Source organism: Aeromonas veronii bv. veronii, assembly GCF_000820225.1.
In the GTDB taxonomy this organism is placed as follows: domain Bacteria; phylum Pseudomonadota; class Gammaproteobacteria; order Enterobacterales; family Aeromonadaceae; genus Aeromonas; species Aeromonas veronii.
Map to the genome: position 1 here is coordinate 101,486 of NZ_CDDK01000037.1, position 20,183 is coordinate 121,668.

General features: G+C 59.7%; 23 protein-coding genes. 8 read left to right on the plus strand and 15 right to left on the minus strand.

The features are described 5' to 3' along the window. Nucleotides 1-33 precede the first annotated feature (33 nt). The 6 genes from BN1139_RS15800 to BN1139_RS15825 all read right to left on the minus strand — a co-directional run bounded on the left by BN1139_RS15800 (nt 34) and on the right by BN1139_RS15825 (nt 4,780). Nucleotides 34-729, minus strand: a complete 696-nt coding sequence (locus BN1139_RS15800; protein ID WP_005352901.1) for an HAD family hydrolase — start codon at nt 727-729, stop codon at nt 34-36. Next, entirely contained in the window at nt 729-1,388 is a 660-nt protein-coding gene (locus BN1139_RS15805) for a TIGR01621 family pseudouridine synthase (protein ID WP_005352909.1), read from the minus strand. Before BN1139_RS15805 ends, BN1139_RS15800 begins: the two co-directional genes overlap by 1 nt. Nucleotides 1,389-1,564: 176 nt before the next feature. After that, nucleotides 1,565-2,257, minus strand: coding sequence for an ABC transporter permease (locus BN1139_RS15810; RefSeq protein WP_005337302.1), 693 nt, complete (start codon nt 2,255-2,257; stop codon nt 1,565-1,567). A gap of 3 nt (nt 2,258-2,260) precedes the next feature. Beyond that, nucleotides 2,261-3,001 carry an ABC transporter permease gene (locus BN1139_RS15815; protein WP_005352911.1) on the minus strand — a complete coding sequence of 247 codons (741 nt, stop codon included), beginning with the start codon at nt 2,999-3,001 and terminating at the stop codon, nt 2,261-2,263. A gap of 185 nt (nt 3,002-3,186) precedes the next feature. Beyond that, complete coding sequence (locus BN1139_RS15820) at nt 3,187-3,960, minus strand: ABC transporter substrate-binding protein (protein WP_005337307.1); 774 nt, start codon at nt 3,958-3,960, stop codon at nt 3,187-3,189. A 49-nt stretch (nt 3,961-4,009) separates the two neighbouring features. Continuing rightward, nucleotides 4,010-4,780: an ABC transporter ATP-binding protein gene (locus BN1139_RS15825; RefSeq protein ID WP_005337310.1), complete on the minus strand. Its 771-nt coding sequence runs from the start codon at nt 4,778-4,780 to the stop codon at nt 4,010-4,012. 533 nt (nt 4,781-5,313) lie between these two features. On the opposite strand from BN1139_RS15825, the gene BN1139_RS15830 reads away from it, so the two are divergent. Next, complete coding sequence (locus BN1139_RS15830; RefSeq protein ID WP_005352914.1) at nt 5,314-6,216, plus strand: LysO family transporter; 903 nt, start codon at nt 5,314-5,316, stop codon at nt 6,214-6,216. 95 nt (nt 6,217-6,311) lie between these two features. Here BN1139_RS15830 and iadA read toward each other — a convergent pair whose 3' ends face one another. Next, nucleotides 6,312-7,442, minus strand: a complete 1,131-nt coding sequence (gene iadA, locus BN1139_RS15835) for a beta-aspartyl-peptidase (RefSeq protein ID WP_005352916.1) — start codon at nt 7,440-7,442, stop codon at nt 6,312-6,314. Between the two features lie 66 nt (nt 7,443-7,508). Further along, complete coding sequence (locus tag BN1139_RS15840; protein WP_005352918.1) at nt 7,509-8,291, minus strand: ABC transporter substrate-binding protein; 783 nt, start codon at nt 8,289-8,291, stop codon at nt 7,509-7,511. Between BN1139_RS15840 and BN1139_RS21460 the strand changes: the two genes are divergently transcribed. Both BN1139_RS21460 and BN1139_RS15845 read left to right on the plus strand, forming a co-directional pair. Further along, nucleotides 8,290-8,550 carry a hypothetical protein gene (locus BN1139_RS21460; RefSeq protein ID WP_143231930.1) on the plus strand — a complete coding sequence of 87 codons (261 nt, stop codon included), beginning with the start codon at nt 8,290-8,292 and terminating at the stop codon, nt 8,548-8,550. The two genes, BN1139_RS15840 and BN1139_RS21460, sit on opposite strands and share 2 nt — an antisense overlap. 127 nt (nt 8,551-8,677) lie before the next feature. Beyond that, entirely contained in the window at nt 8,678-9,286 is a 609-nt protein-coding gene (locus BN1139_RS15845; protein ID WP_005352920.1) for an acyl carrier protein phosphodiesterase, read from the plus strand. A 56-nt stretch (nt 9,287-9,342) separates the two neighbouring features. On the opposite strand, the gene BN1139_RS15850 is transcribed toward BN1139_RS15845, so the two are convergent. Next, nucleotides 9,343-9,726, minus strand: a complete 384-nt coding sequence (locus BN1139_RS15850; RefSeq protein WP_005352922.1) for a DUF2069 domain-containing protein — start codon at nt 9,724-9,726, stop codon at nt 9,343-9,345. Then, a complete protein-coding gene (gene arsC, locus BN1139_RS15855; RefSeq protein ID WP_005352924.1) occupies nt 9,723-10,073 on the minus strand; it encodes an arsenate reductase (glutaredoxin) in 351 nt (116 codons plus the stop codon). The genes BN1139_RS15850 and arsC overlap by 4 nt, the downstream gene beginning before the upstream one ends. A 60-nt stretch (nt 10,074-10,133) precedes the next feature. Here arsC and BN1139_RS15860 point away from each other — a divergent pair, with 60 nt between their 5' ends. Next, nucleotides 10,134-10,616 (plus strand): TlpA disulfide reductase family protein, encoded by a 483-nt coding sequence (locus BN1139_RS15860; protein WP_005352926.1) that lies wholly within the window; start codon nt 10,134-10,136, stop codon nt 10,614-10,616. An 89-nt stretch (nt 10,617-10,705) separates the two neighbouring features. Here the strand turns inward: BN1139_RS15860 and bepA are convergent, their stop codons facing one another. Continuing rightward, the gene (gene bepA / locus BN1139_RS15865) at nt 10,706-12,160 is read right to left on the minus strand and encodes a beta-barrel assembly-enhancing protease (protein WP_005352930.1); all 1,455 of its coding nucleotides are present in this window, start codon (nt 12,158-12,160) and stop codon (nt 10,706-10,708) included. A 121-nt stretch (nt 12,161-12,281) separates the two neighbouring features. Between bepA and BN1139_RS15870 the strand changes: the two genes are divergently transcribed. The 3 genes from BN1139_RS15870 to BN1139_RS15880 are packed head-to-tail and all read left to right on the plus strand — an operon-like array spanning nt 12,282 to nt 14,453. Next, nucleotides 12,282-12,515 (plus strand): sulfurtransferase TusA family protein, encoded by a 234-nt coding sequence (locus BN1139_RS15870; RefSeq protein ID WP_005352933.1) that lies wholly within the window; start codon nt 12,282-12,284, stop codon nt 12,513-12,515. Nucleotides 12,516-12,540: 25 nt separating this feature from the next. Then, nucleotides 12,541-13,611: an AI-2E family transporter gene (locus BN1139_RS15875; RefSeq protein WP_005352935.1), complete on the plus strand. Its 1,071-nt coding sequence runs from the start codon at nt 12,541-12,543 to the stop codon at nt 13,609-13,611. A 35-nt stretch (nt 13,612-13,646) separates the two neighbouring features. Further along, a complete protein-coding gene (locus BN1139_RS15880) occupies nt 13,647-14,453 on the plus strand; it encodes a MipA/OmpV family protein (protein ID WP_005352937.1) in 807 nt (268 codons plus the stop codon). Nucleotides 14,454-14,564: 111 nt separating this feature from the next. On the opposite strand, the gene BN1139_RS15885 is transcribed toward BN1139_RS15880, so the two are convergent. Then, nucleotides 14,565-15,365, minus strand: a complete 801-nt coding sequence (locus BN1139_RS15885) for an alpha/beta fold hydrolase (RefSeq protein WP_005352943.1) — start codon at nt 15,363-15,365, stop codon at nt 14,565-14,567. A gap of 128 nt (nt 15,366-15,493) precedes the next feature. Between BN1139_RS15885 and ppk2 the strand changes: the two genes are divergently transcribed. Then, nucleotides 15,494-16,309, plus strand: a complete 816-nt coding sequence (gene ppk2 / locus BN1139_RS15890; protein WP_005352945.1) for a polyphosphate kinase 2 — start codon at nt 15,494-15,496, stop codon at nt 16,307-16,309. A gap of 112 nt (nt 16,310-16,421) precedes the next feature. Here ppk2 and BN1139_RS15895 read toward each other — a convergent pair whose 3' ends face one another. The 3 genes from BN1139_RS15895 to malF form a co-directional block, all read right to left on the minus strand. Beyond that, nucleotides 16,422-17,558, minus strand: coding sequence for an ABC transporter ATP-binding protein (locus BN1139_RS15895; RefSeq protein ID WP_005352947.1), 1,137 nt, complete (start codon nt 17,556-17,558; stop codon nt 16,422-16,424). 68 nt (nt 17,559-17,626) lie between these two features. Beyond that, nucleotides 17,627-18,517, minus strand: coding sequence for a maltose ABC transporter permease MalG (gene malG / locus BN1139_RS15900; protein ID WP_005333868.1), 891 nt, complete (start codon nt 18,515-18,517; stop codon nt 17,627-17,629). 12 nt (nt 18,518-18,529) lie between these two features. Continuing rightward, nucleotides 18,530-20,182: a maltose ABC transporter permease MalF gene (malF, locus tag BN1139_RS15905; protein WP_005333870.1), complete on the minus strand. Its 1,653-nt coding sequence runs from the start codon at nt 20,180-20,182 to the stop codon at nt 18,530-18,532. Between the last annotated feature and the right edge of the window lies 1 nt (nt 20,183).

Here is a 20,183-nt window from a genome sequence, read left to right on the forward strand (position 1 = left end):
ACGGTGACGACCCGCATGGCTGTCAGCTTTGCATTACAGTTGCCAGTTTTTGACCATCAGATGGGGCAAGCAGACCCGGGCCTTTTGCAGTCGCACAGGCGTCGGATTGATCAACCACGCCTCTTTCCCCAACCCCAGCAGCGGCAGATCGTGCAGGCTGTCGCTCAAGGCCAGCTCGGCATCGAGGGCGCAAATCTCCGGCAGCAGCTTGTGCTGACCGTGGCAATAGAAGCGCGGCATCAGGCCGCCAAAACGGTAGTGCATCTGCGAGCCAATGATCCGGTGGGGCAACTGGCCGGGCAGTTGCTGATAGAGCTGGGCTCGCACCAGCGCGCAGGGACTGGCGGAGATCACCCAGCAGCGCGCGCCCTCGCTTTGCAGCAATTCGCGAGCCTGACGATACAGCCCCGGCCTGGTGCGGCAATAGGCGCGCACCAGCTTGCGCCAGCCCAAAGGAGAAAGCCCCAACGAGATGGCCCACCAGATAAGGGAGATACCTCGCCGCCGCTGGCTGGGAAGAAGATAGACCAAGCCACCCAGCGCAATCACTGGCAACAGCAGCAGCGGCCAGATCCGGCGGCGCAGAATATAGCGCAGCAAACCGGCGTGGCTGTCGCCTGAAGCCAATGTGTCGTCAAAGTCGGCCAGGATCCAGCGCGGTGCACGTCCGTCAGGATCACGCTCTTTCGCTGAATAGATAATGGTGTCAGACGCTGGGCGCATAAGCATCAGGGCGCAAGGGCTGAGATGGCGACCATGAGCTCGGGAGTAACAAATTCACTCCCCACATCGGGCGGACAGACAAAGTCGAACGGCTCGCCCGAAAGGGTAAAGCTGAGCCGCCAGGCGTGCAGATAGCCGCGATCGGAGGGCGTACCGCCATAGCGCTTATCCCCGAGAATGGGGGCGCCGATACTTTTGAGGGCAACCCGGATCTGGTGGGTCTTGCCGGTCTGGGGCTTGATGCGATAGAGCCGCAGCCCCTCGCGCACCGACACTGAATCAAACCAGCTGATAGCAGGATTATCCAGTGTGCGCACCAGCATCCAGCTGCCGCCGCGCCCCTTTTGCATATCCCCTTTCACCCAGCCCTGCTTCTTCTTCGGTTTGCGATCGGAGAGCGCCAGATACTGTTTGCTCACCTCACGGGCCGCAAAGGCCATGCTCAGTTCGCGGTTCGCCTCTGTGGTGCGAGCCAGCAGCACCAGCCCGGAGGTCATCTTGTCGAGCCGGTGTACCGGATAGAGGGTGAGCCCGGTATCGGCCTTCACGCGATTGACCAGTCCCGGATTGACCGCCTCACCGTCGTCCTTCTCGTCGTGCATGCCGATGCCGGGCTGCTTGTCGATAACCAGGAAAGCGGGATGCTCAAACAATATCCGGTACATAAAACCTCGGGAACTGGGGAATAAGGCTCACAGCCAACGACTGGCGGCGCTCGGGAGTGCTGCATTCTCCCTGCTCGTCCGCCATTTGGCAAACCGGGCGGGCAGAGGATGAAGATAAAAAATGGCCCCGCCTGCAACAGGCGGAGCCATTTTCGCTCATCTTGGCAGATCACACCTTACACATTGCGCGGACGCAGGTGAGCGTGCCAGCGCGCTTCCCACTTCTTGAACAGCCAGACGATGACAAAGGTGAGCAGCATATAGAGCAGCCCTGCGGTCAAAAACGCCTCGAACGGACTGTAGTAGCGGGAGTTGATGATCCGCGCCGCGCCTGTCAGATCGACGATGGTGATGATGCCCGCCACCGCCGAGCCTTGCAGCATGAAGATCACCTCGTTGCTATAAGCTGGCAGTGCCCGACGAAACGAGTTGGGCAAAATGATCCGGGTCAGGGTCTGCCAGCGGGTCATGCCAAAGGCGTTGGCTGCCTCAATCTGGCCGCGCGGCATATTGTGTACCGCCCCGCGCACGATCTCGGCGGTATAGGCGGCGGTATTGAGAGTGAAGGCCAGCAGAGCACAGAACCAGGCTTCGGAGAAGAGCGACCAAGCGGCACTGTTCTTCAGCCACTCCCACTGGGCGGCGCCGTAGTAGATGATAAAGAGTTGCACCAGCAGCGGGGTGCCGCGAAAGAAGTAGATATAGGCCCAGATTGGCCCCTTGATCAGCCAGTTGCGGCTGTTGCGCAGGATGCCCATGGGCACCGCCAGCATCAACCCAAGGATCAGAGAGAGGGCCACCAGCCAGACGGTGGTATAAAGCCCCTCCCAGTAGGTGGGCCACTCTTTGAGAATGATTGAGAAATCCATGGCTTACCTCGTCTTGATGGCATAGTGACGCTCGGCCCACTTGAGTGCCGAGGTGGAGACTGCGGTGAAGATCAGGAAGATCAGCGCCACCGCCATGTAGAAGGTGAAGGGTTGCTGGGTCGAGCCCGCCGCCAACGAGGCTTTGCGCACCATGTCATCGAGGCCGATGATGGAGACCAGCGCGGTGGTTTTCAGCAGCACCAGCCAGTTGTTGCCAAACCCGGGCAGAGCGTGTCGCATCATCTGGGGGAAGAGGATCCGCACAAACACCTGGGTTGCCCGCATGCCAAAGGCCCGTGCTGCCTCCAGCTCGCCTTTGTCCACCGCCAGAATGGCGCCGCGAAAGGTCTCGGTCATGTAAGCGCCGAAGATAAAACCGATGGTCGCGACACCGGCCACAAAGGGGCTGATGTCGATATAGTCCGGGAGCAGGGAGACCCACTCCTGATTGGGATTACTCTCCAGTAGCCAGCTGTTGTAAGTCTCGTTGACCCAGGTGCAGATGCCGTTGATCAGCACCTGGCCGCCAAAGAAGAGCAGCATCATCAGCACCAGATCGGGGATGCCGCGAATGATGGTGGTGTAGCCAGTGGCGATGGCCCTAGCCCACTTGTAGGGAGAGAGTTTGGCCAGCGCCCCCAGCATCCCCAGCAGCAACGCCAGCAGCAGGGAGGCCAGCGCCACTTCCAGGGTGACCCAGGCGCCCTCCAGCAGCGAGGCTTCGTATCCTTTCAAATCAAACATATGCAGCTCCATCGCCACTGAATCTTCACGCACCTGCTAACCAGAAGGCTCCATAGCAGTCCGAATGAAATATGTGCAACTCCATTGCAATCAATGCGGGCCCGTAAACTCCCTCAGGGAGATGACGGGCCCGATGACTACTGACGGGATCAACCTGTCGTTACTTGCCGTAGACGTCTTTGGACTTACTCGCCGTATACGTCGAACTCGAAGTACTTGTCGTTGATTTCCTTGTACTTGCCGTTGGCACGCAGCGCCAGAATGGCGGCGTTGAATTTCTCTTTCAAATCCTTGTCAGCCTTGCGCACCGCAATACCGGCACCCTCGCCAAACCACTTGGGATCGGTCAGTTTCGGGCCGACGAATTCGAAGGCATCACCGCCCTCTTTCTTCAGCAGACCGTCGGTGATGGCGGCAGAGTCGGCCAGTACATAGTCGACACGACCGGATTTCAGATCGAGATAGGCTTCATCGGCGGTGCCGTAACGCTTGATGGTGGCATTGGGGAAGTTGTCGGTAATAAAGGTATCCATGGAGGTCGCACGCTGCACCGCGACGGACTTGCCTTCCATAAAGGCTTTGTCGAGCTGCACGTCAGTGCCCTTCTTGGCGGCAAAGCGGGCCGGAATGTGCTGGTACTTCTGGGTGAAGTCCACCTTCTTCTTGCGCTCTTCGGTGATGTCCATGGTGGCGATGATGGCGTCAAACTTGCGCGACAACAGCGCCGGAATGATGCCGTCCCAGTCCTGCTTAACCAGGGTGCACTTCACTTTCATCTCTTCGCACAGGGCGTTGGCGATGTCGATATCAAAGCCTTTCACCTCGCCACTGGGCTCGGTCCAGGAGAAGGGGGGATAGGCACCCTCAACCCCGATCCGGACCTCTTTCCACTCCTTGGCCATCAGGCTACCGGACGCGAGGGCAGTAACTACGGCTGTCGCCAGCATCAGCTTGTTCATGTATCTCTCCTTGATAAAACAGTTGATTGGGTAACCAGGCATCCCGCCATCAGTAGATGGAGGAGATGAATTGCTTGAACCGCTCGGATTTGGGATGGGCGAAAATCTCCTTGGGGTTGCCCTCCTCTTCCACCCGCCCCTGATGCAGAAACATCACCTTGTTCGATACATCCCGGGCAAACGACATCTCGTGGGTCACCACCAGCATGGTGCGCCCCTCTTCAGCCAGCTCGCGCATCAGGCCGAGCACCTCCCCTACCAGCTCGGGATCCAGCGCCGAGGTGGGTTCATCGAATAGCATCACCTCGGGCTCTACCGCCAGCGCACGGGCAATGGCGGCCCGCTGCTGCTGACCACCGGAGAGGTGGCCGGGATAGTAGTCGCGCCGCTCCCAGAGTCCAACCCGGTTGAGCAGTTGCTCTGCCTTGGCCAGTGCTTCGGCGCGAGGCACCTTGAGCACCTGGATCGGCACTTCGATGATGTTCTGCATGATGGTCATGTGTGACCAGAGATTGAAACTTTGAAACACCATGGCCAGTCGGCTGCGGATCCGCTCCACCTGACGCATATCCTCAGGCAACCGCTCGCCGGCGCGGCTGGTTTTCATCCGGATCAACTCGCCATGGAGCGAGACGGTGCCGGATGAGGGGGTTTCGAGCAGATTGATACAGCGAAGAAAGGTCGACTTCCCCGAGCCGGAGGAGCCGATAAGGGAGATCACATCCCCCTTGTGGGCGGTCATGTCGATGCCCTTGAGCACTTCGTGGGTGCCAAAATATTTGTGCAGATCACGTACTTCCAGTGCGGCAACGTCGCTCATCCATTACAACCTTGTCTGTCCCTAGACGCCGCAGGGGGCGTGACTCAACCATCGTCCATTTAACAAAAAGTTAACCGATGGCAACCTTCAGCGAAAATATCACCCGGATAGTGAAAAAACAATACAGAACGAGGGTCTTCAGGGGATTCGCTCTATTTTTATTCGCTCTTTGCGTATTTTTCAGCACTTTGTTTGCATAAACAGCCGTTTCAATGGCTATTCCGATAACGCCTTTTTATACCCCAATCATATCAGTGGCAAGAGAAAAGCGTGATGTGTGCCAAACCGGCACCAAAATGGCTTTATGCACCCCCTTGCCGAGCGAAATATCGGCCCCCCGATCGGATCGACTTGATTTCATTGGTGCACTCGGGCTCGCACAGAACCTTTTCAAACAGAGAGGTTGTGGCAAAAAAGTAACAATCCGCCCCTAAAAGGGCTGTTTTCGGCCATGAAAGCGAGAGATATGTGACACAGAGCCAATAAGTAATGATAAGGTGGTGTTTTTATCAGTTTTTGTGATCGAGGCCTCGATGCTGCTCAATGTGTTGCTGATCCTGTTGCCACTGGCAATCGGCTATCTGGTTCCCCTCTCCTCTGCCCGACTGATCAAGCTGGTCAACCAGAGTCTGGGCAAGATGGTCTACCTCATTCTGTTTCTGATGGGGCTCGGGCTTGCCTATGTGGAGAACCTGGGCAGCAATCTGGCGGTGATCTTCAAGGTCGCCGGGGTGATGCTGACCGCGATCACGGTCTGCAACCTGCTGGCCCTCTGGTGGCTCGACAAACGCACGCCGCCGACCCACGAGGCGAGCGATGCCAAGATGCCGGGCAAGTTACACCTGTTGTGGGAATCCCTGCAGCTCTGCTTTGTGGTACTCGGCGGTGTGCTGCTGGGCCTACTGGTGGATCTGCGCGCCCTGCCCATCGACAAGTGGAGCGAGTGGGCCCTGATGCTGCTGCTGTTTCTCATCGGGGTGCAGATGCGCAACTCCGGCATGCGGCTGCGCCAGATCCTGCTCAACCCCTGGGGGATGAAGATAGCCGCCACCGTCATCCTCAGCAGCTGGCTGGGCAGCCTGCTGGCGGCCCAATTGCTGGGCATGCCCTTTGCCCATGGTCTTGCGATGAGCTCGAGCTTCGGCTGGTATTCGCTCTCCGGCATTCTGGTGGCCGACAAACTGGGGCCGGTGCTCGGTTCTGCTGCCTTTATCAACGATCTTGGGCGTGAGCTTATCGCCATTCTGATCATCCCGGTCCTGATGCGTCGCCACCCCTCGGCGGCCATCGGTTACGGCGGCGCCACGGCGCTGGACTTCACCCTGCCGGTCATCCAGAAATCAGGGGGCATTCAGGTGGTGCCGGTGGCCATTGTCTCCGGCTTTATCCTGAGCCTGCTCGGCCCCATCCTGATCCTCGGGTTTCTGGCGATCTAAGCCTGATTTCCACATTGCAGATAAAAGCCCGACCTTGTTGTCGGGCTTTTGCTGTTTGGAGCAACCACGCACTGGCTGCGATATTGCTCGCAGCCTTATTCGCGCCACAGGCCGCCACTCATAACCCGTTCGATAGCAAACGTCCGGTCGTGCACCAGCAGCAGATCCGCATCCTGCCCGACCCCGATACGCCCCTTGCTGCCGAGCCCCAGCGCCTGTGCCGGATTGCTCGTCACCGCGGCCAACGCCCTCTCCAGCGAGACACCGAGCCGGGTCGCGCGCACGCACTGCTGCCACAGGCTGGCAATCTGGCCGCAGCGCATCTCGATTAGCCGCCCTTCGCCATCAAAGCGCGGCAGGCTGGCGTTGGCATCCGAGCTGAAGGTGATGCGATCAGCAGGCACATTGGCGGCCAGCAGCTCGAGAAACGCATCGGCGGCAAGCCGCTCGCCATCCTCCAGCAGATCGGGAAAGCTCGAGGTGGTGAGGTCGACCCAGCCTCCCGCCTTGCCCCACTCGATGGCCTCGGCAAAGAGCCAGGGGTTGCGGTTGCAGTGAGTGGGATAGAGCTGGCGCAGCGGAATATCGGTCTCATCGCGCAGGGCCCGCAGGGGCGCCAATGCCCCCTTGCCATCCCCGACATGAAAGAAGCTGACCCCGCTCTTGCCCGCAAGCAGCCCGGCCACCCGCGCCTCGCTGGCAAGCCTGGCCAGCTCGTCGTGGGTCGGCGCACTGGATCTGTGGTCGCTGATGGCCACCTCCCCCACCCCCAATACCTCGGGGATCAGGATGATGTCCGACTCCACCGTGCCGGTCAGGGTCTTGACCGGCAGATGGTAGGAGCCGGTATACATAAAAGCGCTCACCCCGGCGGCGCGAAACTCGCGCACCTTGCCGAGCACCTGCGCGGGGGTGCGGGTCAGGCTGTCAGTGCCAAGCGCCGCCACCAGGGTAGTGACACCTGCCTTGAGCGCCTCGCTCGCCGCCAGCTCCGGGGTGCGAAAGGCAAAGCCCCCCTCACCGCCACCGCCGGTGATATGGGCCAGCGGATCCACCAGCCCGGGTACCAGATAGCGGCCACGACCATCGACCCGATGCAGCGGCCAGTTTGTGGGCACCGTCAACCCCTTGCCCATCCAGGCGATACGGCCATCAGCCACCAGCAGATCCTGCTGGCCAAGGTGGGTAGGGCTGAAGATCTCGGCCCCCTCGATCAGGGTCAACATGGCGATCCTCCTTGCACGATTGTCGCTTGCCCAATGAAAAGAGAGGGAGCAAGCTCCCTCCCCCCGTCAACCACCATATATATCGTACTTGAAGTACTTCTGGTTGATCTGCTGATAGATGCCATTGGCACGCAGGGCCTTGATCGCCTCGTCCAGCTTGCCCTTGAGCTCCTTATCGCTCTTGCGCACGGCGATCCCCATGCCATCACCAAACCACTGGCGATCGGTCAGGGCGGGCCCCACATAGTCGAACTTGTCGCCCCCCTCTTTGCCAAGCAGCCCCTGCTCGATGGCAGAGGCATCGGCCAGCAGGGCCAGCACCCGACCCGCTTTCAGATCGAGATAGGCCTCATCGGCATTGCCGTAACGGACAATGGTGACATTCGAGCCAAAATTGTCGGTCAGGTACTTGTCGTGGGTGGTGGCCCGCTGCACCCCGATGCGCTTGCCCGCCATGCCTTCCGGGGTCAGCGTCAGCTCGGTCCCCTTGGCCGCCACAAAGCGATTGGGAATATGGGCATATTTCTCGGTGAAATCGACCTTCTGGCGCCGCTCGTCGGTGATCGACATGGCGGCGATGATGGCATCGTATTTGCGCGACAACAGGGCCGGGATCATGCCGTCCCAATCCTGCGCCACCAGCTCGCACTTGACCGCCATCTGCTGACACAGGGCGTTGGCGAGATCGATATCAAACCCCTTGATCTCGCCCGATGCATCGGTCCAGGAGAAGGGCGGGTAGGCCCCCTCCACCCCGAAGCGCACGGTTTTCCACTCCTTGGCCATGGCGGGGGTGGCCAGCAGGCTGGCAACAAACAGGGCTGAGAGGGTCAGTCTGATCTTCATCATGAGTACTCCATTACATAAAAAGCGCACAGGCGCGGACAAGGCACCGCAGGCGAAAGCATGCGATGACCAAAAGCGGCAAAATCTGGATGAGCGAGATCACGCCCGAGCGGGCGTCAGTGAACTGCTCCAGAGGTTCGATCTATTCGTCGAACCACTCGGAGAGATAGAAAGGCTTGAAGTAGAAGGCCAGAAAAAAGCCTCTGGCTTTGCGCATCATGGTGGTTTGTCGCGTCCTGTGACAAAGATGGCATCACCTTAGCACGCCCGAATTTTGCCCGGCAAGAGGCAGCCACCTGGCAGTAGCAAAATCCCGATCATGGTCAAGGCAGGCGGGATCCGTTAGGCTCGAAGCACCTTGCCATCCCATAACAGACACACAGCGACCGATGAATTTTCTGGCCCATCTCCATCTGGCTGCCCACACCCGAAGCTCCCTCACCGGCAATCTGCTCGGCGATTTCGTCAAAGGCACGCTGCCCACGGGGCTTGCCGCCCACTTCGATGAGGGGATCTGGCTGCACCGCAAAATTGATGCCTTCACCGACAGCCACCCCGAGCACAAGGCGGCCGTCGCCTGTTTCGAGGCCCCCTGGCGCCGCTTTGGCGGCATAGTGGTGGATATGATCTACGACCACTGGCTGAGCCAGCACTGGGAGCTGTTCAGTACCGAGCCCCTGCCCCGCTTCCTGCAACGCAGTTATGAGCAGCTATTGGCGGATCACCCACGCCTGCAGGATGGACTGCCGCTTCCCCTCAAGCGGATGGCCGAGCAGAACTGGATCGCCTCCTACCGCCACAGGGAGGGGCTGGGGCAAGCGCTGAATGGCATAGGTCGCCGACTGCGCCGCCCGGTACAACTGGGAGAGGCGCTACTGACCCTCGATGAGTCGCAGTGGCAAACATGCGAGGCGGGATTTCTGCGCTTCTATCCCGCGCTGATGGACTTTAGCCAGCAGCAGCTGGCCCAATATCGGGCAGCCCAAGGGCCACAGTGATCCCTCTGGATAGAGCTGCTTCCCCATAAAAAACGCCCCTTGCGGGGCGTTTGTCATCAGTTGGCTTCGTCTTTCTTTTTGCGAATGCTTAAGCCCAGCTCCCGACCACGCAGTCGGGCGTAATAGATGGTGCCGACAAAAGCGAGAGTGGTGAAGACCAGCTCCACCACCGCCAGCCACCGCTCCCCCTCATCCGTGGTGATCAGGGTGAGGGCGTGGAGGAAATAGGGCATCAACACGAAGTTGCCCCAGGCGTGGGTGTAGGGGTTGCCCTGCACTATCCCCTTGAGAGGGAAGAGCAGCGGCACCGTCCAGATCACCGGCAGCAGCCAGGGGTTGAGGTCCGGATGGGGCGACAGCCACAGATGCCAGAGGATGACCCAGCACAGCAGGCCGAAGAAGCCGACCAGAGTCAGCCAACGTGCGAAGCGGGTGCTCACTTGAGGATCTCCAGCACCTGCTCCGGCGGCCGACCAATACGGGCCTGACCGTTCTTGATGACGATGGGACGCTCGATCAGCTTGGGATGCTGATGCATGGCGCGGACGAGGGCATCGCCGCTGACACCGGCCAATCCCAGCTCCTTGTAGAGATCCTCCTTGGTGCGCATCAGCTGGCGGGGATCGCTAAAACCGAGCAGAGAGAGCAGGTTGCGGATCTCATCTTCGCTTGGGGCCTGCTCCAGATAGAACACCACATCAGGGGCGATCCCGTGCTGTTCCAGCAGGGCCAGGGTTTCGCGACTCTTGGAGCAGCGCGGATTGTGGTAGATTTGGGTCTCGCTCATGGTAACTCCCTGATTAATCGCAAGATGGGACTAGAAACGGCGCTATTGTAGGGGAAAGTGATGGTCAGGGTAAGCGGCAGTGGAAAGGAATTGAAACGAATTTGTTGGCTGATTGTGGCGGGCCTGCTGGGCGCCTGCACACCCGCCCCCGAATTTACCGATGCCACAGGGCAGTCGGTCAGCCTGCGCCACTTTGCCGGCAAGCCGCTGCTGGTCAACTACTTCGCCCCCTGGTGCGCCCCCTGCCTGCGCGAGATGCCGCGCCTCAACAGGCTGGCAGCGGAGGGCCAGATCACAGTGGTGGCCATCAACTACGACCCGACCACGCCAGCAGAGCTGGACAAGCTGGCTGCGCAGTATCACATCAAGGTGCCGCTCCTTATTGCCAATGAAGATGCCAGCCTCCCCTTCCCTCGCCCAAGCGGCCTGCCCACCAGCTACCTGCTCGATAGTGAGGGCAAACTCAAGCAAACGCTGGTCGGCGAGCTCGACCAGCAGCAGATCGAGATGCTCAAGGCGACCGCCAGCAGCCTGAGTCACTAGCCCATCGCTGCTATCACCGTCCCCACATCAACGCCACCGCCATAAACAACAAGGGCGCACCATAGTGCGCCCTTGTTTGATAGGTTTCGTTAGCCCTTGAGGCTGTCGAGATCCTTCTTGGCCCGCTCCAGCTCGGTGATACGCGCCTCCAGACGAGCCAGGGTCATCCGATCGCTGGTGGTACCGCGTGCCACGATCAGCTCGTCGATGGCCGCCTGATAATCCCCGCGCAGCGCCAGCATCTCGGCCCGCGCCATATGCAGCTCGGTCATTCTGCCCGCCTTGCGATAGGCATCGGCCAGCAGGTTCCAGGCCAGATTGTTCTCCTCATGGGCACGGGCATAGGGGTCGAGGATGGCGATGGACTTCTTGTAGTTGCCGCTCTCGAGGTAGGCATTGCCGAGGTTGACCACCACCACTTCGTTATCCGGCATCCGGCTGCGGAACTTCTCGAGGCGCGCGATGGCCTGGGCACTGCGCCCCTTGGCCAGATCGATGTCGGTCTGGGCATCGACGATAAAGAGATCTTCCGGATGACGGGCCGCCAGCTCCTGCATCAGGGTATCCGCCTCGTCGGTGCGCTTGAGCTGGATCAGCGCCAGCGCCTTGCCATAGATGGCGGCATCCTTGAGCGGATAATCCCCCTTCTGGATCCGGCTATCAAAGTAGCTCAGCAGCCCCTGCGGGGTATCGGTACCAAAACGCACCTGAATCCGCACCTTGGCCAGCCAGAAGTCGAGACTGGGCGGCAAGTCGCGGCGACCATAGCTGCCCGCCCGAGCGCGGGCCTCGCTGATCCGGGTCTCCGGCAGCGGGTGAGTGAGCAGCATCTCCGGCGGCTTGCTGGCATAACGGTATTCGGCAGCCAGTTTCTGGAAGAAGTTGGCCATCCCCATGGGGTCGAAACCGGCATCATAAAGCGTCTTCATGCCGATGCGATCCGCTTCATATTCGTTGTCGCGGGTGTAGTTGATGGCCGACTGCATGGAGAGGCCCAGCGTGGTCTGCAGCGCGGCGATACCGGCAGTCGGGTTGATCACTGCCAGCGCGATGGAGCCCACCAGACCGGCCAGGGTCACCGCCGAGCTGCTCGCCTGCGCCTCCATATAACGGGCGATATGGCGCTGGGTCACGTGGGTGATTTCGTGGGCCAGTACCGAGGCCAGCTCGCTCTCGCTGTCGGCGTAGAGGAAGAGGCCGGTGTGCACCTTGACTCGCCCGCCGAGGAAGGCGGCCGCGTTGATGGTGGGATCATTGATGAGGAAGAAGGTAAACGGGAAACGTACCCCATCGGCGTTGGTCAGCAATCGCTGACCCAGATCGTCAATGTACTGGCTCAGCACCGGATCATCGATGATCGGCAGACCCGCACGGGCAAAGCGCATAAAGGCGTTGCCGTAACGCACCTCCTGCTCGATGGGCAGGGCAGCAACCCCGGCCGTGCCGATGTCGGGAAGCTGATTGTTGGCCTCGGCATGAAACGTGGCGCCCATCAGGGAAGCCAGCAGGGGAAGCGATGCCATCAGGGGGGAAAAACGTGCCACGTTATCTCTATCTCCATCAGAAAGGGCCTCGGCAGAATACCCTTGCCCATCAAGGGCTACAAGCGTTGTTTCATGCTCTTATCACGGCCATAATAGCGGCCACCAGCCTGATGGAGCCCCCATGGAAGTTCTCGACCTGACCCCCTGGCGTTGCCCCGAGCCGCTGATCCGGCTCAAGCTCTGGTTAAGGGTGGCCAAAAGCGGTCAAACCGTCACCATCCGGCTGGCCGATGCGGGCTCCCGGCAGGATATTCCGGCCTATCTGCACCGTCAGGGCCACCATGTCGAGGTGCAGCAACAACCGGACAATACCCTCTCTTTGCAGTTGGTTGTCGGGGCGAAACAACCATCTTGAGCCCCAGTGATGTAAGGATGCAGTCATGTTAGAAGTATTGAAGCGCTGGTATCAGACCCGTTTTTCCGATCCAGATGCCGTTACCCTTTTCCTGTTGCTGGTGTTCTGCTTCACCATCATCTGGCTGTTTGGCGATCTGCTGGCCCCCCTGCTGGTGGCACTGGTAATGGCCTATCTGCTGGAGTGGCCGGTCGCCCGGCTGCAAAAAGCGGGGCTGTCGCGCACCCTGGCCACCAGCGTCATTCTGATCCTCTTTATTGCGGTAGCAGTCGCCTCCTTGCTGGGTCTTATCCCGACGCTGGTCAGTCAGGGGATCAATCTGGCCAAAGAGGCGCCGGCCATGCTGACCCACGCTCAGGATTATGTCCGCACCCTGCCGGACAAATACCCCGAGCTCATCGACGTCAGTCTGGTGGAGACTGTCATCGACAATATTCGCCAGCGCATCCTCAGTGGCGGCGAGCATCTGGTAAGCGCCTCCCTCAGTTCGCTGGTCAACGTGGTCGCCATCATGATCTACCTCATTCTGGTGCCGCTGATGGTCTTCTTTATGCTCAAGGACAAGCGGGTCTTGATGGGCAGCCTGCGCCGCTTTCTGCCGCGCAACCGCACCCTGGTCAACCGGGTGTGGGTCGAGATGAACAACCAGATCATCAACTACATCCGCGGCAAGGTGATCGAGATCCTTATCGTCGGTATCGCCACCTATGTTCCCTTCGCCCTGATGGGGCTGCGCTATTCGGTGCTGCTGGCGGTCGCGGTCGGCTTCTCGGTGCTGATCCCTTATATCGGCGCTGCCGTGGTGACCGTACCGGTAGCCATGGTCGCCCTGTTCCAGTGGGGGCTCACCCCCGAGTTCGCCTGGCTGATGGTGGCCTATCTGGTCATTCAGGCTCTCGATGGCAACCTGCTGGTGCCGGTGCTTTTCTCGGAGGCAGTCAACCTCCACCCGGTGGCCATCATCATCGCCGTGCTGGTCTTCGGCGGCTTGTGGGGATTCTGGGGAGTCTTCTTCGCCATTCCCCTCGCCACCCTGGTCAAGGCGGTGATCAATGCCTGGCCAAAACGTGAAGAGATGCCCAGTGCCGCAAAATAACCTGCTTCCCCTGCAATCGTGACAACGGAGTGTCCATGACCTTTTTTCGTCAAATCAGAGCGGCAGGGCTGACGGCCCTGCTCCTCGCTGCCGCCATGCCAGCGCGTGCCGATATCGATCTTGGCGCCATGGACCTGCTCACCAGCGACAGCCCTACCAGCCCGGTGCCACAGGGCTTTGTCGCCGGAGCGGCGCTCATCGGGGGGCAGGCCCGTTATGAAGCACAAGATAACAGCCTCTACGCCATCCCCGGCTTTATCTATTTTGGCGACCAGTTCATGTTTCTGGGGGATCGAGCCCGCTACTACTTCCACAAGGATGAGAACGTGGCCCTATACGGCTATGGCCGGGTCCGTTTTGGCAATCTGGATCCCGAGGACTCTCCGGCCTTTACTGGCATGGAGCAGCGAAAATGGCAGCTGGAAGGCGGAATCGGCGGCAACATCATCACACCCTATGCCCTGCTGACCGTGCGGGCCAACAGCGATGTCACCGGCCGCAGCAAGGGGCAGGAGCTGCTGCTGTGGGCCGATTTCCCCATCCTGCGCGACAACCTGCTGATCATGCCGGGGATGGGGCTGATGCTGCGCAGCGACAAGATGGCCAACTACTACTTCGGCGGCATCTCCGAGAGCGAGGAAACCGCCCAGCGGCCCGCTTGGGATACCGGTACCACCCTATCCCCGATGGCGGCCCTCATCACCAGCTACCGCTTCAGCCCCAACTGGATTGGCATGTTTGCCATGAACTACGAATGGTATGATCGGGACATCAAAAACAGCCCCATCGTCCAGCACGATGGCGAGCTCTATGCGGGTTTTGCGCTGGGCTATATCTGGTAACGGTTATGAGTCTTGAACCGTGAGACACGACCAAACAAAAGGGAGCCCTCGGCTCCCTTTTTCACGACCATCAGGCTGGTAGTACCGCCTGCTCAAGCTGCCTATTCAGGCTTACAGCGCCGCCAGAAACCCGGCCAGCTGCTGATTGACGAAGGCCGGATTTTCCAACGACGAGATGTGGCCAGCCATCGGGATCTCCCTGAACGGGCAACCCAGCACCTCGGCCATCAGATAGCCCTCCAGCACCGGACGGGCCTTGTCCTCGCAGCCGGTCATCACCAGTGCGGGAGTGGTGATCTCCTCCAGCCACTCGATACGATCTTCGCGGGTCACAAAGCTGCGGCCCACCGCCACCATGGCGGCAATCTTCTCGTTTGGCCAGGCGGCCAGACGCGCCTTGAAATCGGCCAGCAAGTTGGCATCGGGCTGGTTCGCAAAGAAGATAGGCGCCACCTGTTCGATGATGGGTGCAGGAATTGAACCAAGCTGCTCGATCGCAGCGAGCATGCCAAGGTAGCGCTCGCAGGTGATCTGCGGTTCCAGGCCGACAAAACTGTCCATCAGCACCAGTCCCTTGAGGCGGTTTGGCACCATGCGCGCCAGCTCCACCCCCCACATGCCACCGATGGAGAGGCCCACCAGTACGAACTCGTCAACCCCGAGGGCATCGAGCAGCGCCAGGTGATCCCGCGCCAGAGTCGCCAGGGTGCTGCCACCTTCGGGGAGCAGGTCGGAATCACCGTGGCCCCACAGCTCGGGAACGATGCAGCGATAGCTGGCCTTGAGCGCCTCGATTTGCGGCGCCCACATGGCGCTGTCCCACAGATAGCTGTGGCCAAACAGCAGTACCGGCCCTTGCCCTTCGTCCAGATAGGCCATCCGGCGGCCCGCTATCTCCATAAAATGCTTCATGTTATCTCCTGTTGCCAGCGATGGGCGGGCAGTGTATCACGTCCCCCTTGGCAGGTGACGCCTCCCTGGTGCAAGCTGACAGTGACTCAAAGAAGTCACCCATGAAAGGATGCCAAAAGGAGAAGCCCATGGAGAAGGAGAAGAGCAAGAAGCGGCCACGTCTGGACAAGAAGTGCTACGAGCACCACCTTGCCCATCTGCAGGAGGAGCTGGTCAAGCTGCAGGAGTGGGTCAAGCAGGAGGGGTTAAAGGTAGTGGTACTGTTCGAGGGACGCGACGCCGCCGGTAAAGGGGGCGTCATCAAGGCGATCACCGAGCCGCTCAACCCCCGGGTCTGCCGGGTCACGGCGCTGCCCGCCCCCTCCGATCGAGAGCGCTCCCAGTGGTACTTTCAGCGTTATGTGGCCCACCTGCCCGCCGCTGGCGAGATGGTGCTGTTTGACCGCTCCTGGTACAACCGGGCCGGAGTCGAGCGGGTGATGGGATTTTGCAGCGACGCCGAGTATCGCGAGTTTCTGCGCGCCTGCCCCGAGTTTGAGCGGATGCTGATCCGCTCCGGCATCACCTTGATCAAATACTGGTTCTCGGTCAGCGACGAGGAGCAGGAGAAGCGCTTTAAAGAGCGGATCAACACCCCCATCAAGCGCTGGAAGTTCAGCCCGATGGATTTGCAATCCCGCTCGCGCTGGGTGGAGTACTCCCGCGCCAAGGATGACATGTTCACCTACACCGACACCGAGGATTGCCCCTGGTTCGTGGTGGAGGCAGATGATAAACGCCGTGCCCGCCTCAACTGCATCGCCCATCTGCTGAGCAAGGTGCCCTACGAGGCGATCCACTACGAGCCCATCAAGCTCCCCCCCATCAAGACCGAAGGGTATGAGCGCCCGCCGCTGGCCAGCCAGACCTTTGTGCCCGATATTACCGCCGAACTCGAGGCTTGAACTGGGTTACCTTGCCTATCTGCATGTTCAAATCGCAGGCAATAAAAAGCCGGTCTGACGACCGGCAAAAAGGCATTGATTATTAAGAAAGGAAAACCGGCACAACAAAAAATCAGGTACGGATATATTTGGCGGTACGGGGGAACGCCTGCTCCTTGGCATCGAACAGGTAGCAGGCTTCGGCCGGGATACCCACGCTGTAGGTCTGACCGGTCGCCACATCCACATCCGAGGTGGCCTTGACGGTAAAGTCGTGACCATCCACATCCATATAAACGAAGGACTCGGCCCCCAGGTGCTCGGCCACCTGCACGATCCCGCTCACCTTGCTGTGCGCATGGGGGTGATCCAGCGGCATCAGATGTTCGGGGCGAATACCCAGCTCCACCTTGTCACCCACAGCGCCAGTGCGGGCATCGACCCGGGCACGCACGGTATCGCCAGAGGTCAACTTGACTAGGCACTCCTGCTCGCCAATCTCCAACAACTCGCCCGCCAGGAAGTTCATCTTGGGAGAGCCGATAAAGCCCGCCACGAACTTGTTGTCCGGGTTGTGGTAGAGATCCAGCGGTGAACCGAACTGTTCCAGGTTGGTGGCAGCTTCGGCCTTGAGCGGGCTCAGCACCACAATCTTGTCGGCCAGAGTCATCGCTTCCACCTGATCGTGGGTCACGTAGATGATGGTGGAGTTGAGCTCCTTGTGCAGCTTGGCGATCTCGATCCGCATCTTGACCCGCAGCGCGGCATCCAGGTTGGAGAGCGGCTCGTCAAACAGGAACACCTGCGGCTGCTGCACGATGGAGCGACCGATGGCGACCCGCTGACGCTGACCACCGGAGAGCGCCTTGGGCTTTCTGTCCAGCAGCGGCTCGAGACCCAGGATCTCGGCGGCGCGCATCACCCGCTTGTGGATGTTCTCCTTGTCCATCTTCTTGAGCTTCAGACCAAAGGCCATGTTCTCGTAGATGTTCATGTGCGGATAGAGGGCGTAGGACTGGAACACCATTCCGACGTTGCGCTCTACCGGCGGCACGTCGTTCATGTAGCGACCGCCGATGGTCAGCTCACCGCTGGTGATGTCTTCCAGACCCGCGATCATCCGCAGCAGGGTGGATTTACCGCAGCCTGACGGGCCGACGAAGACAATGAACTCCCCTTCCTTGATGGAGAGGTTGATGTTGCGCAGGGTGTCCTTGTGAACAGCCGGATCGTAATTTTTGCGAACGTTGTTGAGTACTACTTCAGCCATGACGAGCTCCGCTCTTGAATCTTTGCAAATCGTGATAGCGGGGGGAGTCAGCTCCCCCGGCCATAAACTTAACCTTTCACACCACCAGCAGTCAGACCGCCAACCAACCAGCGCTGCGCCAGCAGGAACACCACTGTGATGGGGAAACCGGAGAGCACTGCGGCCGCCGCGAAATCACCCCACAGATAGTTCTGCGGATAGAGGTACTGCTGGGCCCCGACCGCCAGGGTCAGATTGTTCACATCCTGCAGCAGGATGGAGGCCATGGGCACCTCGGTAATGGAGCCGATAAAGGCCAGAATAAACACTACCGCCAGGATGGGTACCGACAGGGGCAACAGGATCAGACGGAATGCCTGCCACGGGGTCGCACCGTCGATGGCCGCCGCCTCCTCCAGGGAGGAGTCGATGGTCTCGAAGTAGCCCTTGATGGTCCAGACGTGGAGGGCAATCCCCCCCATGTACGCCAGGATCAGGCCACCGTGGGTGTTGAGACCCAGCCAGGGGATGTAGTCACCAATCTTGTTAAAGAGCGCGTAGATGGCTACCAGCGCCAACACCGCCGGGAACATCTGGAAAATCAGCATGCCCTGCAGGATGGTGGACTTGCCACGAAAACGCAGGCGGGCAAAGGCGTAAGCACAAGTGGTGGAGAGCGTCACGATCATCAGGGCAGTGATGCCGGCGATCTTGATGGAGTTCCACAACCAGGTCAGCACCGGGAACGGCGGCGGCGTGATGCTGCCGTCGGCGTTGGTGATGGACATGCCCAGCGCCAGCTTCCAGTGATCCAGCGTCGGATTGGAGGGGATGATCTCCCCTACCGCGAAGTTACCGTTACGGAACGAGATGGCGATAACCATGATCAACGGGAAGATGATCAGCGCCAGGAAGCCCCACATGACCAGGTGGGTTGCCCACACCCGGTATTTGACTGATTTGGGTTGTACGATTGCCATGTTGAAGCCTCCTTACAGCTGCTTGTCGGCTTTGGACAATTTCAGGTTGAGCAGCGCCAGCGCACCTACGATGAGGAAGATAGCTGTGGCGATGGCACTGGCCAGACCGTAGTCCTGACCACCCGATCCCTGGAACGCAATCCGGTAGGTATAACTCACCAGCAAGTCGGTGGTACCAGCCGGGGTGCTGGCGCCGATGATGTCCGGCGCACCGTTGGTCAACAACTGGATAAGCACGAAGTTGTTGAAGTTGAAGGCGAACGAGGCAATCAACAGCGGTGTCAGCGGCTTCATCAGCAGCGGCACGGTGATCTTGAAGAAGTTCTGTACCGGGCCGGCACCGTCCATGGCGGACGCTTCATAGAGATCTTCCGGAATGGCTTTGAGCAGGCCCATGCAGAGGATCATCATGTAGGGGTAGCCGAGCCAGGTGTTGACAATCAGGATCATCACCTTGGCCAGGAAGGGGTTGGTATACCAGTCCGGTTTGATGCCAAACGCCGCTTCCAGGAACATGTTGATCTCACCGAAGTTCTGGTTGAACAACCCCTTGAACACCAGGATGGAGATAAACGCCGGGATCGCATAGGGCAGGATCAACATGACCCGATAGAAACCGCGCCCCTTGAGCTCTTCCCACTGCACCAGACAGGCCAGCACCATGCCGATAGCCAAGGTGAAAGCGACGGAGCAGGTTGAGAAGATCACGGTCCAGATGAAGATCTGCAGGAAGGGTGACTGGATGCCCGGATCGGTGACGATGCGCGCGAAGTTCTTCCAACCGACGCTCACCACAAAGCCCGGAGCAATGCCCTTGCCGACAAACTGACCCTGTTCGTCGATGTACTGATAGAAGCCGGTCTCGCCATTGGGCAGCATCAGTTCGCCATTCTGGGTATCACGCAGCAAGTTGCTGTCTTTGATCACCACGCCGGACTTGAGCACGGCACCATCCATCAGACGGGTGTAGTGCTGCTTCTGGGCGGCAAACTTGCGCAGACTGCTCAGGGTCAGGTGGGTACCGCCATCCGGCAGCACCAGATCAAGGTCACTCAGGTGAGTACGATGCTCAACAATGGCGCGGATCGGTGCGGCCTTGCTGGCCGCTTCGCCAGTGAAGGGCTGCAGCTCGACCACTTGCTGGGTGTTCTGCACACGGCCCTCGCGGGACGCCAGCTCACGGGCCTTGTTGGTCATCAGGGAAACAGGTTGGCTGATAAAGGATTGATCATCCTGTGTCAGCAGCAGCTGGAACTGGCCGTTGTCGCCACCCAGCAGGGTAAAATCGAATTCACCGCCCGCCACCTTGTAGGTTTTCTTCAGGTGGTAGTCCCGCGCCTGCTCCACGGAGAGCAAGTTGGACCCCGAATAGTTGGTGAAGGCAATGCCAATGGTGTAGGCAAGAGGGAAGATGATAAACACAACCATGCCCGCAACACCCGGAAAGATGTAGCGATGGGCATAGGTCTTCTTGTTCATGAAGACATACAGACCGACGGAAACCACCACCAGATCCAGCAGCGCGAATACCCACTCGCCACTGGCGTACATCATCACGGCTGCGTAGCCGTTGAGGATGGCAACCAGGGCCGCTATGGTCCACTTAAGCCAGGTGTGCTTATCCTTCGGACCGGCATAGGACTCAACAGAAGGTACTACTTCCATG